At 55.6% G+C, this 18,185-nt stretch carries 17 protein-coding genes; 4 read left to right on the forward strand and 13 right to left on the reverse strand.

The genetic code is table 11. The features are described from left to right. Nucleotides 1–74: 74 nt before the first annotated feature. The 5 genes from RUE5091_RS00005 to glyA form a co-directional block, all read right to left on the reverse strand. On the reverse strand, nucleotides 75–497 hold the full coding sequence (locus RUE5091_RS00005; protein WP_058279849.1) for a universal stress protein: 423 nt from the start codon (nucleotides 495–497) through the stop codon (nucleotides 75–77). A 79-nt stretch (nucleotides 498–576) separates the two neighbouring features. Further along, the gene (locus tag RUE5091_RS00010; protein WP_058279850.1) at nucleotides 577–1,947 is read right to left on the reverse strand and encodes an alanine/glycine:cation symporter family protein; all 1,371 of its coding nucleotides are present in this window, start codon (nucleotides 1,945–1,947) and stop codon (nucleotides 577–579) included. A 25-nt stretch (nucleotides 1,948–1,972) separates the two neighbouring features. After that, the gene (gene lipA / locus RUE5091_RS00015; RefSeq protein WP_058279851.1) at nucleotides 1,973–2,917 is read right to left on the reverse strand and encodes a lipoyl synthase; all 945 of its coding nucleotides are present in this window, start codon (nucleotides 2,915–2,917) and stop codon (nucleotides 1,973–1,975) included. Between the two features lie 14 nt (nucleotides 2,918–2,931). Then, nucleotides 2,932–4,311 carry a dihydrolipoyl dehydrogenase gene (lpdA, locus tag RUE5091_RS00020; protein WP_058279852.1) on the reverse strand — a complete coding sequence of 460 codons (1,380 nt, stop codon included), beginning with the start codon at nucleotides 4,309–4,311 and terminating at the stop codon, nucleotides 2,932–2,934. An 11-nt stretch (nucleotides 4,312–4,322) separates the two neighbouring features. Next, nucleotides 4,323–5,576 carry a serine hydroxymethyltransferase gene (glyA, locus tag RUE5091_RS00025; protein WP_058280322.1) on the reverse strand — a complete coding sequence of 418 codons (1,254 nt, stop codon included), beginning with the start codon at nucleotides 5,574–5,576 and terminating at the stop codon, nucleotides 4,323–4,325. A 146-nt stretch (nucleotides 5,577–5,722) separates the two neighbouring features. Between glyA and RUE5091_RS00030 the strand changes: the two genes are divergently transcribed. Further along, nucleotides 5,723–6,325, forward strand: coding sequence for a helix-turn-helix domain-containing protein (locus RUE5091_RS00030; RefSeq protein WP_058279853.1), 603 nt, complete (start codon nucleotides 5,723–5,725; stop codon nucleotides 6,323–6,325). A 79-nt stretch (nucleotides 6,326–6,404) separates the two neighbouring features. Here RUE5091_RS00030 and RUE5091_RS23000 read toward each other — a convergent pair whose 3' ends face one another. Further along, nucleotides 6,405–6,692, reverse strand: coding sequence for a hypothetical protein (locus RUE5091_RS23000; RefSeq protein ID WP_131726246.1), 288 nt, complete (start codon nucleotides 6,690–6,692; stop codon nucleotides 6,405–6,407). 127 nt (nucleotides 6,693–6,819) lie between these two features. Continuing rightward, nucleotides 6,820–7,719: a LysR substrate-binding domain-containing protein gene (locus tag RUE5091_RS00035; RefSeq protein WP_306346219.1), complete on the reverse strand. Its 900-nt coding sequence runs from the start codon at nucleotides 7,717–7,719 to the stop codon at nucleotides 6,820–6,822. Between the two features lie 95 nt (nucleotides 7,720–7,814). On the opposite strand from RUE5091_RS00035, the gene RUE5091_RS00040 reads away from it, so the two are divergent. Next, nucleotides 7,815–8,564 (forward strand): SDR family oxidoreductase, encoded by a 750-nt coding sequence (locus tag RUE5091_RS00040; protein WP_058279855.1) that lies wholly within the window; start codon nucleotides 7,815–7,817, stop codon nucleotides 8,562–8,564. Between the two features lie 19 nt (nucleotides 8,565–8,583). Next, entirely contained in the window at nucleotides 8,584–8,973 is a 390-nt protein-coding gene (locus RUE5091_RS00045; RefSeq protein WP_058279856.1) for an ectoine synthase, read from the forward strand. 760 nt (nucleotides 8,974–9,733) lie between these two features. Here RUE5091_RS00045 and RUE5091_RS00050 read toward each other — a convergent pair. Next, on the reverse strand, nucleotides 9,734–10,603 hold the full coding sequence (locus RUE5091_RS00050) for a threonine aldolase family protein (RefSeq protein WP_207383703.1): 870 nt from the start codon (nucleotides 10,601–10,603) through the stop codon (nucleotides 9,734–9,736). Between the two features lie 882 nt (nucleotides 10,604–11,485). On the opposite strand from RUE5091_RS00050, the gene RUE5091_RS00055 reads away from it, so the two are divergent. After that, the gene (locus RUE5091_RS00055; RefSeq protein WP_131726247.1) at nucleotides 11,486–13,681 is read left to right on the forward strand and encodes an adenylate/guanylate cyclase domain-containing protein; all 2,196 of its coding nucleotides are present in this window, start codon (nucleotides 11,486–11,488) and stop codon (nucleotides 13,679–13,681) included. An 869-nt stretch (nucleotides 13,682–14,550) separates the two neighbouring features. Here RUE5091_RS00055 and RUE5091_RS00060 read toward each other — a convergent pair. The 5 genes from RUE5091_RS00060 to RUE5091_RS00080 are packed head-to-tail and all read right to left on the reverse strand — an operon-like array spanning nucleotide 14,551 to nucleotide 18,157. Further along, entirely contained in the window at nucleotides 14,551–14,925 is a 375-nt protein-coding gene (locus tag RUE5091_RS00060) for a nuclear transport factor 2 family protein (RefSeq protein WP_058279858.1), read from the reverse strand. Beyond that, on the reverse strand, nucleotides 14,922–15,818 hold the full coding sequence (locus tag RUE5091_RS00065) for an alpha/beta hydrolase (RefSeq protein ID WP_058279859.1): 897 nt from the start codon (nucleotides 15,816–15,818) through the stop codon (nucleotides 14,922–14,924). Before RUE5091_RS00065 ends, RUE5091_RS00060 begins: the two co-directional genes overlap by 4 nt. Continuing rightward, on the reverse strand, nucleotides 15,815–16,297 hold the full coding sequence (locus RUE5091_RS00070) for a flavin reductase family protein (RefSeq protein ID WP_058279860.1): 483 nt from the start codon (nucleotides 16,295–16,297) through the stop codon (nucleotides 15,815–15,817). The genes RUE5091_RS00065 and RUE5091_RS00070 overlap by 4 nt, the downstream gene beginning before the upstream one ends. Further along, nucleotides 16,297–16,974 carry a glutathione S-transferase family protein gene (locus RUE5091_RS00075; RefSeq protein WP_058279861.1) on the reverse strand — a complete coding sequence of 226 codons (678 nt, stop codon included), beginning with the start codon at nucleotides 16,972–16,974 and terminating at the stop codon, nucleotides 16,297–16,299. The genes RUE5091_RS00070 and RUE5091_RS00075 overlap by 1 nt, the downstream gene beginning before the upstream one ends. Next, nucleotides 16,967–18,157 carry an LLM class flavin-dependent oxidoreductase gene (locus RUE5091_RS00080; protein ID WP_058279862.1) on the reverse strand — a complete coding sequence of 397 codons (1,191 nt, stop codon included), beginning with the start codon at nucleotides 18,155–18,157 and terminating at the stop codon, nucleotides 16,967–16,969. Before RUE5091_RS00080 ends, RUE5091_RS00075 begins: the two co-directional genes overlap by 8 nt. Between the last annotated feature and the right edge of the window lie 28 nt (nucleotides 18,158–18,185).

Genomic DNA, 18,185 nt, shown 5'->3' on the forward strand with positions numbered 1-18,185 from the left:
GCTTACCTCCCAACTCAACATGGAGATCGTAAAGGGGGGTGCGTTTCGGTTCGGTCATAGTTTCAGCCTTTCAATCAACGGGATTGGTCACGAACGACCATGACAGTGCAATGCGCGTTGCGCACGACACGGGCCAGGTTCGGGCCAATCTCATAGTTCGGGAAATCGCCCTTGGTCGACCCCATGACGATCAGATCAAAGCCGTCCTTGTAGGCAAGCTTCAGGATTTCGCGGTAGACGCTGCCTTCTTCGACATGCACCGGCACATCAGAGGCATTGCCATGATCCAGAATAGCCTGAACCGCATTGCGCACGTGGTCTTTGGCGCCTGCGCCATAGTTGGCGGGCAAGTTCGGCAGTTGGACGATCTCGGGGATTACGGCGACCGCATGCAGTTCGGCACCATAGAATTTTGCCTGTTCCAAAGCGACGGGCAAGGCCAGTTTCCACGAGCGGTCGTCGGTGTGATCAATAGGCAGCAGGATTTTCGTGGCCATCACGTCTCTCCTCGAGATAGGGAATTTTGTTTCAAAGGCGGGGGGCCGGGTTGGCCCCCCGTTTTCGTCAGGGCCGGAATTATTCGGCTGGTGAGCCGCCCGGTTCTTCGGATTTGCCGCCAGAGGCAAAGAACTCTTTCGTCAGTTTGAAGACGATCGGGCTCAGCAATGCCAGGGCAATCAGGTTCGGAATGGCCATCATAGCGTTCAGCGTATCCGCCAGCAGCCAGACAAAGCCCAGATCTGCGGTTGCACCGAAGTAGATAGCAACGATCCACAGCACCCGGTACGGAAGCAGGGATTTGACGCCCAGCAGGAACTCGACGCATTTCTCGCCGTAGAACGACCAGCCCAGGATGGTGGTGAAGGCAAAGATCGACAGAGCAATTGCGATCAGGTGACCGCCGCCCGGCAAAGAGGTTGCAAAGGCCAGCGAGGTCAAAGCCGCACCCGATTCACCGGAGGTCCATGCACCTGTCGAGATGATCGCCAGACCGGTGATCGAGCAGACGATGATGGTGTCGATGAACGTACCCAGCATCGCGATCAGGCCCTGGTTTACCGGACCTTTGGTCTCGGCTGCCGCGTGAGCGATGGGAGCCGAACCCAGACCAGCTTCGTTCGAGAACACACCACGAGCCACACCAAAGCGGATGGCGGCCCAAACGGCTGCACCTGCAAAGCCACCTTCGGCAGCTGATGGGGTGAAAGCATAGGTGAAGACCAGCGACAGAGCGTTGCCGATTTCGCCGATGTTGATGATCAGAACCAGCAGGCCAGCAATGATGTAGGCGATTGCCATGGCCGGAACCAGCTTACCGGCAACTGCACCAATGCGTGTGATGCCACCCAAGATAACGGCTGCGGTCAGGACCATCAGAACAACGCCGGTGACCGAAGTGTTCACACCGAAGTTTGCTTCCAGAACCTGTGCCACACCGTTGGCCTGTACACCGTTGCCGATGCCAAAGGCCGCGATTGCGCCGAACAGGGCGAATGCCACGCCCAGCCACGCCCATTTTGCGCCAAGGCCGTTCTTGATGTAGTACATCGGGCCGCCGACAAAGTTGCCCAGCTCGTCCTTTTCACGGTATTTCACCGCGCAGACGGCTTCGGCGTATTTGGTGGCCATGCCCACCAGGGCGGTCATCCACATCCAGAACAAGGCGCCCGGACCGCCCAGGAAGACAGCAGTGGCCACACCGGCGATGTTACCCGTGCCGATGGTCGCTGACAGCGAGGTCATCAGCGCGTTGAACGGACTGATCTGACCGTCTCCCTGACCTTCGCGACCTGCAAACAACAGTTTGAAGCCGGTGCCAATGCGCAGGATCGGCATGAATTTCAGCCCAACCTGCAAAAAGAAGCCAACGCCAAGAATGAGGACCAACATCAGCGGCCCCCATACGACGCCATTTATGGCCCCTACGATTGAATTTAACGCTTCCATGGTTTCCCTCCCAATAGCGTTAGGTTTATGCCCCGTTAGCAATAGCCCGCTGACGGGCTTGCTTGAGGGCGGCAAAGTCTTCGTCCGCGTGGAACGAGGAACGGGTCAACGGAGTGGCTGACACGTGCAGGAAGCCCTTGGAGCGCGCGATCTGCTCCAGTTGGGCGAATTCGTCAGGTGACCAGAAACGATCAATCGGGTGGTGCTTTGGCGTGGGCTGCAAATATTGACCCACTGTCAGAAAATCGACATTCGCCGCGCGCAGATCGTCCATGACCTGCCGTACGTCATTCAAACTTTCCCCTAAACCTACCATAAGTCCGGATTTCGTAAAGATATTTTGGTTTGCACGCTTGGCATCGTCCAGCAGCCGCAGCGAGGCATAGTAGCGCGCGCCGGGGCGAACGGACGGGTACAGGTGCGGAACGGTTTCCAGATTGTGGTTGAAAACGTCGGGGGCGGCGTCGAACACAACATCTGCCGCGTCGCCTTTGCCCAGGAAATCGGGGGTCAGAACTTCGACCGTTGTGCCGGGGTTCTGATGGCGCACGGCACGGATGGTCTGAGCGATATGTTCGGCCCCGCCATCGGCCAGATCGTCCCGGTCAACGGATGTGATCACCACATGGCGTAGACCCAGCTTTTTCACCGCGACAGCCACGCGGCCCGGTTCAAATGCGTCCAGTGCATCGGGTCGGCCGGTGGCCACGTTGCAGAAGGAACAGCCGCGGGTGCAGATCTCGCCCATGATCATCATGGTGGCGTGACGCTTGGACCAGCACTCGCCGATATTGGGGCAGGCGGCCTCTTCGCAGACGGTTGCCAGATTGTGGTCGCGCATCAGGCGGCGGGTTTCGTAATATTCGGCGCTGTCGCCCTTTTTCTTGCGAATCCACTTAGGCTTACGCGGGATGACACTGTCTGCCTTCTTGGCCTTTTCAGGGTGGCGGGGGCGAAGCTGGATGGTCATCTGGCAGGTCCCTCTTAGGCGTGGATTGCGCGGCCCATGGCGTCAAGGCAGGCTTCTTTGACCGCCTCGCCCATGGCAGGGTGTGCATGGCAAGTTGCGGCAACCTCGGCGATGGTGGCGCCTTTGGTCATGGCCAGAACCAGCTCGGCAATCAAATCGCCGCCATGGGCGCCACAGATGTGGGCACCCAAGATTTTGCCGCTTGGATCCGCCAGAACCTTGACTGCGCCGTCGGTTTCACCGGTCGATCGGGCGCGTGAGTTGGCCATGAAGGCGAACTTGCCAACCGAATATTCGGTACCTGCCTCTTTCAGCGCTTCTTCGGTCAGGCCGACCGAGGCGACCTCGGGGTCAGTATACACGACGCCCGGCACGGTGTTGTAATCGACATGGCCAGCTTGACCTGCCAGTGTTTCCACACAGGCGACTCCGTCCTCTTCGGCTTTGTGCGCCAGCATCGGACCGGGCACGCAGTCGCCGATGGCGTAGATGCCGGGAACCGAGGTCTGGAACGTCCCGTCCACCTCGATAAAGCCTCGCTGGCTTACAGCAACGCCAAGCTCTTCCAAACCCAGCCCACGGGTGACAGGGCGGCGGCCAACGGCGATCAGGACCTTATCGGCCTCGATCACTTCTTCCTTGTCTTTGCCAACGCGATCAACGGTCAGCAACAGACTAGCGTCGGTCTTTTCGACTGATTTCAGCGCGCGACCCAGTTGGAATTTCAACCCACGCTTGGAAAGCGCCCGTTGCGCCAGCTTGGCGATTTCGCCATCAATGCCGGGCAGAACGCGGTCCAGATACTCGACCACGGTGACTTTTGCGCCCAAACGGGCCCAAACCTGACCCAGCTCAAGCCCGATCACCCCTGCGCCGATCACCACCAGATGCTCAGGTACATTCTCCAATGCGATTGCACCGGTCGAGCTTAGGATATCCTGCTCGTCGATCTCGATCCCAGGCAGAGAAGTCGGTTCCGAACCGGTGGCGATCAGAATGTTTTTCGCCTGATAGACATCGTCGCCCACCTTGACCTGACCGGCCGAGGGAATGCTGGCCCAACCTTCAATATGGTCGACCTCGTTTTTCTTGAACAGAAACGCGATACCTTTGGTTAGGTCGCCTACGATCTTGTCCTTGCGCCCCATCATCGCGGGCACGTCGATGCTGGCCCCCTCGACCGCAATACCGTGGGAGGAGAGATGTGCAAGTTCGGCATACTTGGCCGAGGAGGTCAGCAACGCTTTGGAGGGGATGCACCCCACGTTCAGACAGGTGCCGCCAAGTGCCCCGCGCCCTTCGACGCAAGCCACTTTCAGTCCCAGCTGAGCCGCGCGGATTGCAGCGACATAGCCGCCCGGTCCGCCCCCGATGACAATCAGATCGTAGGTCATGGCGTATTCTTTCAGTAAATCGGATGGCTTGCGCACAGGGCGTGCACTTTTTCGCGGGTTGCCTGTTCGACGGCTTCGTCCCCATCCGGGTTCTGCGCCAGCGCGTCCAGCACGTCACCGATCAGATGGCCGATCTGCTTAAATTCTTCGGGACCAAATCCCCGACTGCAACCGGCCGCCGTGCCCAGACGGATGCCGCTGGTAACGGTTGGTTTTTCGGGGTCACCGGGCACGCTGTTCTTGTTGCAAGTGAAGCCCGCACGCTCTAGTGCGGCTTCGGCATCCTTGCCCTTCACACCGATGGGGCGCAGGTCGACCAGCATAAGGTGGTTTTCCGTACCACCGGAAACGATGTCACAGCCGCGCGCCATCATCACGTTGGCCAGGGCCGAGGCGCTGTCGACAACGCGCTGCATGTACTCTTTGAATTCAGGTTTCAGCGCCTCGCCAAAGGCGACGGCCTTACCTGCGATCACGTGCATCAACGGGCCGCCCTGCAAGCCAGGGAACACGGCTGAATTGATCTTTTTTGCCAGCGCTTCGTCATTGGTCAGAATGACTCCACCGCGCGGACCGCGCAGGGTTTTGTGCGTGGTCGATGTCACGACATGTGCGTGACCAATGGGCGAGGGGTGCAGGCCGGTTGCAACCAGACCTGCGATATGGGCCATGTCGGCCAGCAGCCATGCGCCAACCTCATCGGCAATTTTGCGGAAGCGGGCAAAGTCAATCTTTTGTGAATAGGCCGACGCGCCAGCAATGATCAGCTGGGGCTTTTCGGCCTTGGCCAGCGCTTCGACTTGATCATAGTCGATCAGCCCGGCATCGGTCAGGCCATATTGGATCGGACGGAACCATTTGCCGGATTGTGCCGGTTTCGCGCCGTGGGTCAGGTGGCCGCCCGCATCCAGCGACATGCCCAGAATGGTGTCACCGGGGCTGAGAAGCGCTAGTTTAACTGCTCCGTTGGCCTGTGCACCCGAATGCGGCTGCACGTTTGCATATTCGCAGCCGAACAACTGCTTCAACCGGTCGATGGCTTCCTGCTCAACCTCATCCACATATTCACAGCCGCCATAATAGCGGCGGCCGGGATACCCTTCGGCGTACTTGTTGGTCAGCACCGAGCCCTGGGCGTCAATTACAGCCTGAGAGACGATGTTTTCAGATGCGATCAGCTCGATCTGTTCGGCCTGACGTGCGCCCTCGCGTGCAATCGATGCAGCAATGGTCGGATCGGCCTGTGTAAGCGACGTTTTGAACATGGTCATCTCCTCTGATTTCGAATCTCCGGTCCGAAACTAAGTTTCCTATAGTGGAATTGATCCCCTTATGGCAACATAAATCTCTTATTCGTGAAGTTGCGTGCAACTAGGGGAATATGTAATCTTGAAAAAACAGGGAGATTTTCATGGGCGAAGACCAAAGAAACGAGGGTGCAACACCCGAAGAACTGGATGAAGGAGCGGCCTTGGGGCGTTCCATCCGCGATGCGCGTCGGGAAAAAGGCTGGACTTTGGAAGAGGCCGGGCGCGCGGCAGGCATCGGTCGTTCGACCCTGTCAAAGATCGAAAACAACCAGACCAAACCCAGTTTTGAGATCGTTCGACGGTTGACACAGGCGCTGGACCTGAAACCCCCGCAACTTTTTCTTCAGTCGGGTCAGTCAGGCATAAATGGTCGGCGGGACTATACCGCCAAAGGGCAGGGCGAGTTTCGGGAAACCGCCACTTATCTGCACGAGTTGCTGTGTTCGGATCTGACAAGCAAACGCATGCTGCCCTATGTCGCCACGATCCGGGCGCGTGATATCTCCGAGTTCGACCCCTGGATTCGTCATTCAGGTGAAGAATTCATGTACGTGCTGAGCGGTGAGCTGATCTTTATCTCGGAACACTATCGCCCCTTGCCGATGAAGTCGGGTGATTCACTTTATTATGACAGCAGTATGGGTCATGGATGTGTGTCGACCAGCGAAGAAGATGCTCAGGTCCTTTGGGTGTCGCTGGAATAAGTTACGCCCACGGGTCGGTTTGCACCCCTTCTGTTCCTCTTACGGAGCGTGATGGCTTGGAAGGTTCTACGAAACCTATTCAATCAAGAGACCACGGGAACTTTTCTAAAGAAATATTGCGGGCTTGATTGCGTTTGTTGTCCAGAATGCGATTTTGAATGTGGAAGCTATCGCGACGATGGTATCGACGGCCAGCTGGTGATCGCTCAACCATGCTGCACAAACCGCGTCGGTTCAGCGACAACGGGTCCAGCGACATTTTCGGAGAATTGGCCGGAAGACATGAAAATGAATCATATGCCTGGCGGGCCATACCATCCGCGAAGTTCGGACTGCGCTCGAAGCCGTCGATTGTCGTGATCGGCACCTAGGCAGCTTCAGTGCGGACGGAGGTCGGTCTATGTAGGCGGGATCGACAGAAATGCGTGAAAAGCAGATTTAATCGGTGCACGAGCAATGACCGCTTTCGCTGACTTTTGGTTAAGGCACAAAACTCAAATTGACATGAGCCACTTCTTGAAAATTCTCACCGTGATCCGCTCTTGATCGCCTGGGCGGCAGACAAAGTATAACCCACGATTCAATGGAACACTGCTTTGGTCGAGACGGATCAGCCGACCAAGTTCTATGTCCCTCTCTGCCAAGAGATGTCTCGCCAGTGCCACGCCTTGCCCGTCAATCGCGGCCTCCAATAGGACAGCACTATCGACGTACTTGATGCTCTGCGCGTTGATCCGACCAGCGCTCAGCCCAACTTGCATTGCCCAGTTTTCCCATCCGACGTTGAAGGCGTCGTGCAAAAGCGGCAGATCAGCGATGTCTTCGGCGCGCATTGGCAGGCTTATTTTCTCAACAAGGGACGGCGCTGCTACGACAATCAACGCCTCATTTCTTATTTGCTCATGATACAATCCGTCCCAACCGGGTTCACCGAACCGCAGGGCTACATCGACCTCGGATGTATCGAAATCTGCAAAAGCATCATTTGTGTCCAGTAGTAATGCTATGCCCGGATGCTCTTGCTGAAACGAACTTAGCAACGGGACAAGCCATTTGAGCGCCAGCGACGTGGACAAAGACACGGTAATCGACTGACGGTGATGTAGTCGCTTCACCTCCTTTACGCCCAATTGCAACGCAGAAAATGCGCCGCGCGTTGATTGATGCAGACGCTCTCCTGCTTTGGTCAGTTCAATGCCATTGGGGCGGCGATGAAAGAGCGTCACGCCGAGATGCAGTTCCAGCAACTTGATTTGCCGACTGATCGCCCCGTGGGTGACATTCAGAACGTCTGCGGCCTTCGTCAGGCTGGAGTGAGTTGCGGTTTCGTCAAAGGCCTGAAGGGCACGAAGGTGTCTGAGGTTTTCTGCCATGTGAGAAAACCTAACAGCCATGCTTCAAAAACTCGATAGGTCCGTGTCATTGCATAAAGTTACACTGACTGCAGTTCAATAATTCTCACACACTTTGCGGAAGGAAAGGGGATATCATGCCCGATATCAAAGTCGCGCTGATGACAGGTACAGGACAGGGCATTGGCCGGGGCTGCGCCATTGAAATGGCAAAGGCAGGCTACAAGGTCTCGCTAATGTCCCCATCCAACCGGTCAGTCGAACTGGCAGAGGAACTTGGGGGCATTGGCCGCCGGGGCTCTGTGTTGGATGTCGATGATTTGCAAGCGATGATCGACGACACCATGAGCAAGTATGGACGGATTGATGTCATCGTCAGCAACATGGGTCACGGTGGAACGGTGCCAGAAGCCATCAAGACCGTGGGTTTCGATCCTGATTTTGACGGGCCGCTTTTGGAACTCAGCGACGCATTGTGGCACGAAAGTCTGGACATGTACGTTCTGAATGTTGTGAAGATTGCCCGTATCGTCACGCCTATTTTAATCGAACAGGGCGGGGGGGCTTTCGTAAACATCTCGTCCATGAACACAATCGAGCCGCGCGCGCCGTACCCCATGAGCATGTTGCGCGGTGCTCTGCACAGTTTTTCAAAGCTTTATGGGGATCGTTATGCGCGACACAACATTCGCATGAACAACCTGCTTCCTGGGTTTTGCGAGAACGTGAATCTGTCGGAATTTGCCCGCCGATCCATTCCTGCGCAGCGGCCTGCAACATTTGAGGAAATTGGACAAGCTTGCGTATTTCTCGCCAGTGACGGTGCCCGGTATATTAATGGCCAGAGCATCTTATCTGACGGCGGGATGAACCGCGCGGTGCGCTAGCAAAAAAAGGCGATGAAAAATGATTGTAACGGCACTCAACGATATACTTGATACAGATCGGGACGTTTCCGGTCCGGGTTGGAACAGCAGAAGATTGTTACTGGCTTCTGATGGAATGGGGTTTTCGCTGACGGATACGATCATCAAAAAGGGTGCCTTGCTTGAGCTTGAATACACCCATCATTTAGAGGCGTGCTATTGTATCCAGGGGAAGGGTCAGATCAGGAAGGCTGACACCGAAACCTGGCATTTCCTTGAGCCATTTACTCTCTATGCATTGGATCAACATGACCGGCATTTGGTGCGAGCTACAGATGTCGACTTGAGGCTTGTCTGCGTCTTCACCCCGCCGCTCAGCGGGCGTGAAGTGCACCGCGATGATGGAAGCTATGCTCCAAATGTATCCTGACGAGGACGACAATTGAGCAAAGCTGCCATTCATGCAAAGTGCAGATTCGTTTGCATAGGGCTCTTTGCCGACCTCGGCGGTGGCGCAGCATCAGTCCAGCGCCGAAAGAGGGATCTTCAGGGGTGGCCCTAACGTGCCGAGTTCTCCAGATCACCGAATATCACTGGGAAGTACTGAGTTGCCGTGCGCCACAACGAACCGGCGGTCGCCTTTATCTCATCAGGATACTCGATTGCCGATTTCAAGGCTTTGCAATCCGCTTCGCGATTGCGAAACAACTTTGTCGCGGCCTGCTCAGGTGATTCCAATAACTTGGAAAAGCGAGCAGATATCTATTATATCATTGTTTAATATCAAAAATTTCCATTAAGTGCAGAGCGGCTAGTGGCGCAGTGAATATTTTTGATTTCTAAATATACAATTTCCCCCTCATTCTTCACTGCTATGTTGGCGTTATCGCTTTGAGATTGACGCTTGTTCTCACCGGTTAGCCGACACCCAGCACATTCTGCGAAGCATTTCGCGTTGCCGACCCAATTGGCCCGGCAGCCCAGGAACATACACCGGAGGAAATATGTTCCTTTTGCAGAACATTAGTCGCTGGTGCTGGCAGCAAGGGGCTTTTGGTGCGGTTTGGATGTACAATCCCAGTTCACCGAATGACTGTTGAGAGCCCACTTTGACCGATGCTACGCCTTTTCGGAATGGGCACTATCGCACGGATTACTAACTTTGCTTTCAACCCGCGGCCAAACCAGAACTAAACGGCATTTCGATCTGATTTGCTTACTGCTTCAAGGAACGCATCCACTCTTTCTTTTGCTGTGGCCCACGATGTGACCAGCCGCGTGACCGAGGTGTCAGCATCATACGGTTCCCAAATGTAAAAATCGAACTGCTCTTTCAATTGGGCAATCAGATCATTGGGAAGGATCGGGAACAACTGGTTGGTTTCAGTCTTAGCGACAAACTCGAACCCGGCTTTGGCGATCCCGTCTGACAACCGCTCCGCCATCGTGTTAGCGTGACGCGCGAGGTCGAAATACAGCCCGTCGCCGAACAATTCTCGGAATTGAAGGCCCAGAACGCGACCCTTTGCCAGCAATGCACCACGCTGCTTGATGTGAAAGGCGAAATCCTCGCGCAGATTTGGATTGGGAATGACGATGGCTTCCCCCAGCAATGCACCAACTTTGGTCCCTCCGACCCAGAAGATGTCGGTCAGTTCGGCAATGTCGTTGAGTGTCAGATCATTCTTGTTGGCAGACAGGGCTGCCCCCAATCGCGCCCCGTCAAGCAGCAACAGCAATCCTCGTTCCCGGCACAGGGTCGAAATTGCCTCAAGTTCTGCCTTTGTGTAGAGCGTTCCCACTTCGGTGGCATTTGAAATGTAGACAAGACGCGGTTTGGCCATATGTGGGAAGTGCGCGTTTGCGTCAAGCGCCGCATGGATGCTGTCAGGGGTAAGTTTGCCCTCGACGGGTGGAACCGTAATGATCTTGTGGCCGGTCGCCTCAATCGCACCAGTTTCGCGCACGACGATGTGCCCGGATGCGGGTGCAATCACAGCCTCATGCGATCTGAGCGCACTGGAGATGGCAAGGATATTGGCAAGGGTTCCGCTGGCCAAACCGATAGCTGATCGCAATTAAAGCAGCGGCTGAACCAAAGGTTCCCAACGTGATAGTTTGTATACTTTTCATTTTTCTCAAAAAACGGAGCGCCGCTTGCCCAACGCTCAACTAAACTTCGCATATCATCGCGTACTTCGTCCTTAAACTGGTCAAAGTCGAAGTTGTCCGCTCGTTCGCGCGTCCAAATTTGAGGTGTCGCGTCTTTGTCCATTGGATGCGCGTAGGCAGAGCGCCAAAACTGTTAGGCCAGCGCGCCGCAATGTGGGCAGTTGAACGCAGTTTCTTCAGCCGACGGTGGAACGTATTTCATCTTGCCTCAAACAAAAAAGGACTACCCAATTATTTCAAAGCCTTAGTAAAAGCGCTGGGTGCAGGCAACTTCAAAATGTTGCGGGAAAATTGTGGCTGGGGTGGTAGGAATCCTTGCCGTTCGATGATTGTTATAGGCTTTTCCAACCGGCGGCCGAAACTGGGGCGGTTTCGGGGGCATTCGCTAAGCTCTGCGACGGGCATTTCTAACCGCTAGGGGACCGCCCTCTGGCGCTGAGACGACCGCTGGTGACTGGTTCCGGGTGCTGACGGGTGGTCGCTGGTGCTGGCGGTTGGGGGGCTGGGGCTGCGGGCGTTCAGGCCTAGCGCTGCGAAGAACTGCTGAGAGGCCAATGCGGCCGTAGTTTCGAAAGAATACGTCGCTTTTTAAAACAGTATAGCGTAAGGGCTAAGGATTTTCCCTACTTCAACAGGCCATAAGCTCGCATCATAGTTAGTGCTGCGAGTGGATTGACCAACTGGTAGGTGCCGACAGTCGGGCATTTGGTCCAGAACGCAACGTGGAAATTTCGACCGAAACTAGGTAATATCTCGGCGGGAGGCAGCTCGTGACCCGTCGACTTGCAGCCATTTTGTTTTATGATGTGGTCGGTTTCAGCCGGGCCATGGGAAAGAATGAGGCCTCAACACTCGACGCTCTGAAGAAAAACCATGACAAAATCATCGCCCCTTTTGCCAGAAGCCGAGGTGGCCGCATGATTAAGGCAATGGGCGATGGCGGTTTTATGGAGTTTTCCAGTGCGGTTGATGCTGTCCGCTTCTCCGTATCCATGCAGTATGCCGTTTCAAAGGCCAACCAAAAGCTGCCAGAGCAGCAAAGACTAATTTATCGTATAGGTATCAACATCGGCGACGTCGTGGCCGACGGCAGTGATATTTTCGGAGATGGTGTGAATATCGCCTCCCGCCTAGAAGGTTTAGCTCAACCAGGTGGTATTTGCGTTCATCAAAGCGTACGGGACCAGATTGGCGGCAATCTGGACATTGATTTTTCTGACTTGGGAGAAAAGAAGCTCAAGAATATCGACCATCCGGTTCATGCTTTCAGTATCGTAATGAATCAAAAAGCCGGAGCGGTTGCAAAGAAACCGGCTCGGGATGCAGCCGGAGAACGACGCATATCGATTGCCGGACGACTTGCCGTCGGAGCCGTCGCATGCCTGCTGGTCATCATTGCAGCCTTCTGGTGGAAACCTTGGGTGCATGACGTTACCCCTGCATCAGTTGAACGCATGGCCTTTCCGTTGCCGGATAAACCCTCTTTGGCGGTGCTGCCGTTCACGGACATGTCCAAAAATCAAGGGCAGGAGCATTTTGCCGACGGAATGACTGAAGATCTGATAACAGACCTGTCAAGGATATCGGGGCTTTTCATCGTCGCTCGGAATTCCACCTTCGTCTACAAGGGCCGGTCGGTGAACATCGCACGCGTCGCCGAAGATCTGGGAGTGAGATTTGTACTGGAGGGCAGCGTCCGCCGCATTGACGATCAGGTGCGGGTCAACGCCCAACTTATAGACGCAACAACCGGTGGGCATGTCTGGGCAGATCGGTTTGACGGAGACACAAGAGACATATTCGCGGCCCAGGACGAGTTCATCCGCAAGATCGCCAAAGCAATGGCCGTTAACCTAACCGAAGAGGAAATGCAGGAGATCGCGCTGGGGCAGACCACTGACCTTTCGGCCAGAGAGGTGTTCCAAGATGGCTGGGAGAGCTATCTCCGCTATTCGGCCAACGACAATGCCAAGGCTGTGGATCGGTTCAAGAAGGCCCTGGAGATCGATCCGGAATATGGCCGCGCCCATGCCGCTCTGAGCCTGGCGTATCTGCGGGGATGTCAGCAAAGATGGAACGAAGCTTTGGGTATGTCCGCCGGCGAAGCAAATATCAAAGCTCAGTCGGCACTTGCAGAAACCAGATCCAGACCATCCTCGCTTGCCAATGTCGCCGCCTCCAGGGTCCATCTCTACAATGAACGCTACGATATCGCCCAGGTTGAAGCGACAAAGGCAATCGCCAGGGACCCGAATGATCCGGAAGGCTATGTGGCAATGGCCTGGGCTATGATCACCACCAACCAACCCGAGGCGGGACTGGACCTGATGGACCGCGCCATTCGCCAAAACCCGGCCTATCCGAATTACTACATTTTGGCCCTCGCGATGGCGTACTATACGCTGGGCGATCTGGAGAAGACCGCTGATATTCTGACCAATGCCTTGGAACAGGACCCGAAGGCGAGCGAATTGGCAGCGGTCGCAGCCTCTGTTTATGCTCAGTTGGGTCGTCAGGAAGAAGCACATGCCGCCATGAAAAGCTGGATGCCGGGTGCAAGTTCAGAAGAATTGAGCGCGGCTCCCTATATGTATCATTTTCCGTATAACTGGCGGCAAGGGCCTGAAACTGTTGATAAAATAGTGGATGGATTGCACTTGGCAGCCTTGCCTCCCGGTGATCCGCTTGGCTCGCTCGTCCGAGACCTCAAAGCCGGAGACAAGGCAAGCCGCATTAAAGCAGCGCGTATGTTGGGAAAATTTGGACCGCGTGCATCCAGCGCAGTTCCTGCCTTGATCGAAGCCCTACAAGATGAGGTGATGGCCGTCCGCAAGGAAGTCGTTATTTCCTTGGGAAAAATTGGGCCTGATGCAGAGGCCGCCGTGCCATACTTGTCGTCCATGACGGAACAACGGATTGTCGGTCGCCGGGCAATCAAAGCGCTTGTACAGATTACTGGAGAGTAAGTGTCATTGGCATCAACTCGCTAATTTGTCCGCAGGACTCGCTTGAAAGGCGCTGAGTTTAGCAAATACGGCGATCGGCGGCTTTGTTGCGTCTAGCGGAAACTCGTCCAGACTGTTTGAATATCCGCTCCCCTAGAAACCGAAAAACAAAGGGCCTTCCTGCATCTAAATAAAGAAGCAACTGCAGGAGTTTGATCCATGAAGTACCTGTCTGCCCTCGGCGTTCTCGTCGGGGTTTTCTATTGCACCCACCGCCCAAGTGCCTGTCGTTGTTCCATGATCCGATGAACTGGCTGGGGTGGTGGGACTATTTGTCAACATATTGAAAAATAACAAAATAAAGGAAATTGGGTCAATGGGAAGTGTTCGGAAATTGGTTTGTGTCCAGTATTGTGCCTCACTTTTCTGCTTTTGACTTCTTGGACGTTAGGGAACTCGCCTGTCATACGACTTGCGTGGGATTGGGCGGAAAGTGTGAATTCGCTGCTTTGCGGTGAAGATTTCGGGCATTCCTAAAAGCGGACATCGGAAAACTCTAATAAGGACGTTCTTGTTGAAGAAGAACAGTATTCCGGGGAAGTGCACTACGCTGTGAAATGGGCAAACGAAATGGGCGGGACTGACAGTAACCTGTGTCTCTGTTTGCAATGCTATTGCACAGTCTCCGAAGTTGGTTTGGAATCCGAAGCAACAAATGCAGTGCAACACATAAACGGGTTCAAACCGCGAAATGCTTGCGCGGGCTACGACAGTATCGCCGTTGTTGATTGAAAATAGCGCGAAGCCCGCCTGTGATCGGGCTTGCCCAAGAGACGACCCGGGACTCCAAAAAGCCATCCGAAGGTCTGGCCGCGTCAGGGGTTAAACGATCAACTTGTCCGTTGCTTGTAATAGGTGTCCTTATGGACAATCAGCCCATCACGGTAGGTCAGGATGTCGACGCTCAGAAACTCTTCTTTCGAGCCATCCTTATGCGCCGCGGTGCGGCGGTATTCGCAGTAGGCTTTGTTGCCTGAGATCGCGCAGTCCAGGGTTTCCCAATGTACGTTTTCGACTTTTTCGAACAGCGCAGAAAAAGCACCGCGGATCGTTTCGGCGCCTTCAAGACGCACGCCATGTTCGTCCGGGCCGACGGCGTGGTCAAAGGTGGCGTCGTCTGCGAAGTTCTTCATCACTGCATCGATGTCGTTGGCGTTAAACGCGTCGCCGACGGCGTCGACGAGGGCTCGGGTCAAAGCGGTCATGATTGCGGTCCTTTTCCATGAAGCATATCGCAAGTGTGTTTGAAGAACGGGCTTGCCGGGTCGACAAGCACGTTCAATTCGTCAAAGTGATCGACGTCCGGGACGATGTAGAGGCCGACCTTGCGGTCTGCGGTCCCAAATTTTTCGACATACATCCGAGCTTGCCGGTGGAATTCGTCGGTTTCCGAACCACCGACGACGACCAGCTGCGGCGCATTCGTGATCGGCGGGTGGTTGGTCATCGGGCTTTCCGCTTCGGCCACTTCCGGGGTCATCCGGATACCGGCATTGAGTGCTTCTGTCAGACGCACCGGTTCAAGGTAACTGAGCGGAGAAACCGGGATGCCGGATTTGATCAGGTCCGCAGGAAGATCGTCGCCAAAAGCAAGCCAGTTGGTCGCCATCATCATCTGGGTGATATGACCTCCAGCCGAGTGGCCCATCACAGTGATACGGTGTGGAGAAATGCCCAAGTCGCGCGCATTGCGCCAAATATAAGCAATCGCTTCGCGGATTTCTTCAGAAATACGAGTGATGGTCACCGATGGGCAAAGGTCATAGCCAAGCACAACTACATTGATCCCCGCCGCGATAAAGGGCGGTGCAATGAAGCTGTAGATCGACTTGTCGCCGCGCTGCCAATACCCGCCGTGCACATACACCAACGTCGGTGCGGTCGCATCCGGACAGCGGAAGACATCCAGCTTTTGCTTCTCACCTTCGCCATAGCGGATATCGAGGCTGCAATCGCTTGTGGCACGCGTGGCCTCGCTGTCGCGGCTCCAGGCGGGAACGACGGTGACTTCATAATCCGGTCGTCCGGCCCGCAGATTGTATTGCGCGTCGAATTCTTCGGGGCTGAAACGGGTGTGGTAGGTCAGATGATCACTCATGACGAAACCTCGGGATTGGGGGCCGCGAAGAAAGCACCGCGGCAAAAGACAAGTGGCGGAACCGGTGCGTGGGCGTAACTGATGACGCGGCCCAGAAGGATCTCATGATCGCCTGCGTCGACCCTGCTATGCGCCGCGCATTCCAAGTGCGCCGAGGCACAGGGGATCAACGGGGTCGCGGTTCCGGGAGTCCATTCGGTGTTGGTGAACCGGTTTTCGACATCACTGGCGAAGTGCATCGCAAGGTCTTTCTGTTCGGCCGACAGGATGTTGACCGCGAAATGATCCGATTGCGACAGCGTCGGAAAGACCCGGCCTGACTTTGCGACACAGACCGAGATCACCGGCGGCTGCAGTGAGACCGAAGTGAATGAATTGGCGGTCAAACCCCATGGTTCACCGTCCGCGTCATAGGTGGCGACGATGGTTACCCCCGTCGGAAAAGCGCCAAGGGCGCGGCGATAGTCCCGGACTTCCACTATAGCACCCCTTCGCTGGCACAGGCTTTTTCCAGCGCAGACCATTCATCAGGGTTTGTCCCAAAGTGACGCATGACGTGATCGCGGTAGGCAGGACGTTCCGCCAGTCGCTGGTACCAGGCTTCGACATTCGGCAGCGGCGGGCGGTCGACCTCGACGTTGAAATAGCGGTAGGCCACGCACCCCAAAGGAATATCCGCCATGGTAAAGCTGTCGCCGCAGACATAGGCCTTATCCGCCAGATGCTGATCCAGAAGGGTCAGGGCCTCGTGCGCTTCGTCGCGCAGCTTGGCGATCTTTTCCGGGTCGCGCTGATCAGGTTGAGTGCGCACGGTTGCAAAGAATAGGTAGATGACTGGCCCAAAGGCGCGGCTGGCCGACCACTCCATCCACTGATCTGCAATCGCGCGGGTCTGAATGTTGGACGGGCTGAGCGTTCCTGCGCCGTACCGGTCACAGAGATAGCGCACGATGGTGAGGCTTTCCCAAAGCGCAAAGTCTCCATCCCGGATCGCCGGGATCATCCTGTTGGGATTGATCTGCGCATAAGCTTCGGTGTCGAGCTTGCCAAAGCTCCCCCCGGCCAGTTGCAGCGTGTAGTCCAGCCCCAGCTCATTCGCTGCCCAGATCACCGGAATGACGTTCGACGAATAGGGACGCCCCCATATCTCAAGCATGTTCCAGCATCCTTTTCTGGGCGATGGACTGCGTGCCGAATTTCGGAACAACATGCTCGAACAGACGATGCCAGCTGGCGAGGATCTTTTCGTAAGGCACACCGGTATATTGCTGCATAAGCATGAGGTGATCGAGGCCGATGGTTTCCTGCCGTTCCGCAAACCGATCCGCAACATATTCGGCGTCGCCCACCACGATGATCCCGCGTTTGTTGAGGAAATCGAACCAGTCCATTTCTTCATCCTCGGGCGTCATCTCTTCGCCCACGTCCAGATAGCCGTGCTTGGTCCATTCCCCCTTCGGGCGAGACCCGCCAAGGAATTCGTAATAGGCGTTGATCGGGCTGCGAATGGTGTTCACCGCTTCTTCCATGCTTTCACCAACATAAAAAGCCGTGCAGACACCGACACCTTCGCCAAGCTTCACCTCGCGCCCTTCGCGTTGCGACAAGGCCTGGCGATAGGGCTCCCAACAAGCCAGCGTCGCCTTGGGGCCAGCCGCCATCGAGATCACGCCCCAACCGCGCTCTCCGGCCAACTTAAATGTGGGTGGGGCATTCGACATCAGCCAGACCGGCGGATGAGGGTTGGAATAGGGACGTGGATGCACATACATCGCTTTGTATTCGCCATCTTCGCCGTGATAACGGGGATCCAGCGGATCAAAGAACCGGTTAGTCTCTTTCCATCCGGGGACCGGGAACTGATAGAATTCACCGTGATGGGTGAAGGCTTCATTGGTCCAGGCTTTCAGGATGATCTCAAGGCTCTCCTGATACAGCCGCATGACCTTGGCATTGTCGCGCCGGTCCGCATCCGCCTTGAACTGGATGGTCGAGCGTTCATTGATGCCCTTGGCCACGCCGAAATCAAACCGGCCCTGCGTCATGTTATCAAGCATCGCGGCATCTTCGGCCACCCGCAAGGGGTGCCAATCGGGCAGGATGATCGGCGCCGTGCCTACCCGCAGTTTCTTGCAATGCGCGGCCACATGGGTGCCCATCTGGATCGGGTTGGGCGGTGCATTCATATATCCGTTATGGGCAAAGTGGTGCTCGGTGAACCATGCGGTCGTGAAGCCCGCCTCTTCGGCCAGCGAACACTGTTCGAGGATCATTTCCAGCGTGCGCGCCCAGGGAATCGTCTCACCAGGGCTAAAATTGGCAATCAAATCAAAGCGCATAACTTTCTCCCGGCCGGTAGAAGATCAG

Origin of the sequence: Ruegeria denitrificans (genome assembly GCF_001458295.1) — a bacterium.
Classification (GTDB): Bacteria; Pseudomonadota; Alphaproteobacteria; order Rhodobacterales; family Rhodobacteraceae; genus Ruegeria; species Ruegeria denitrificans.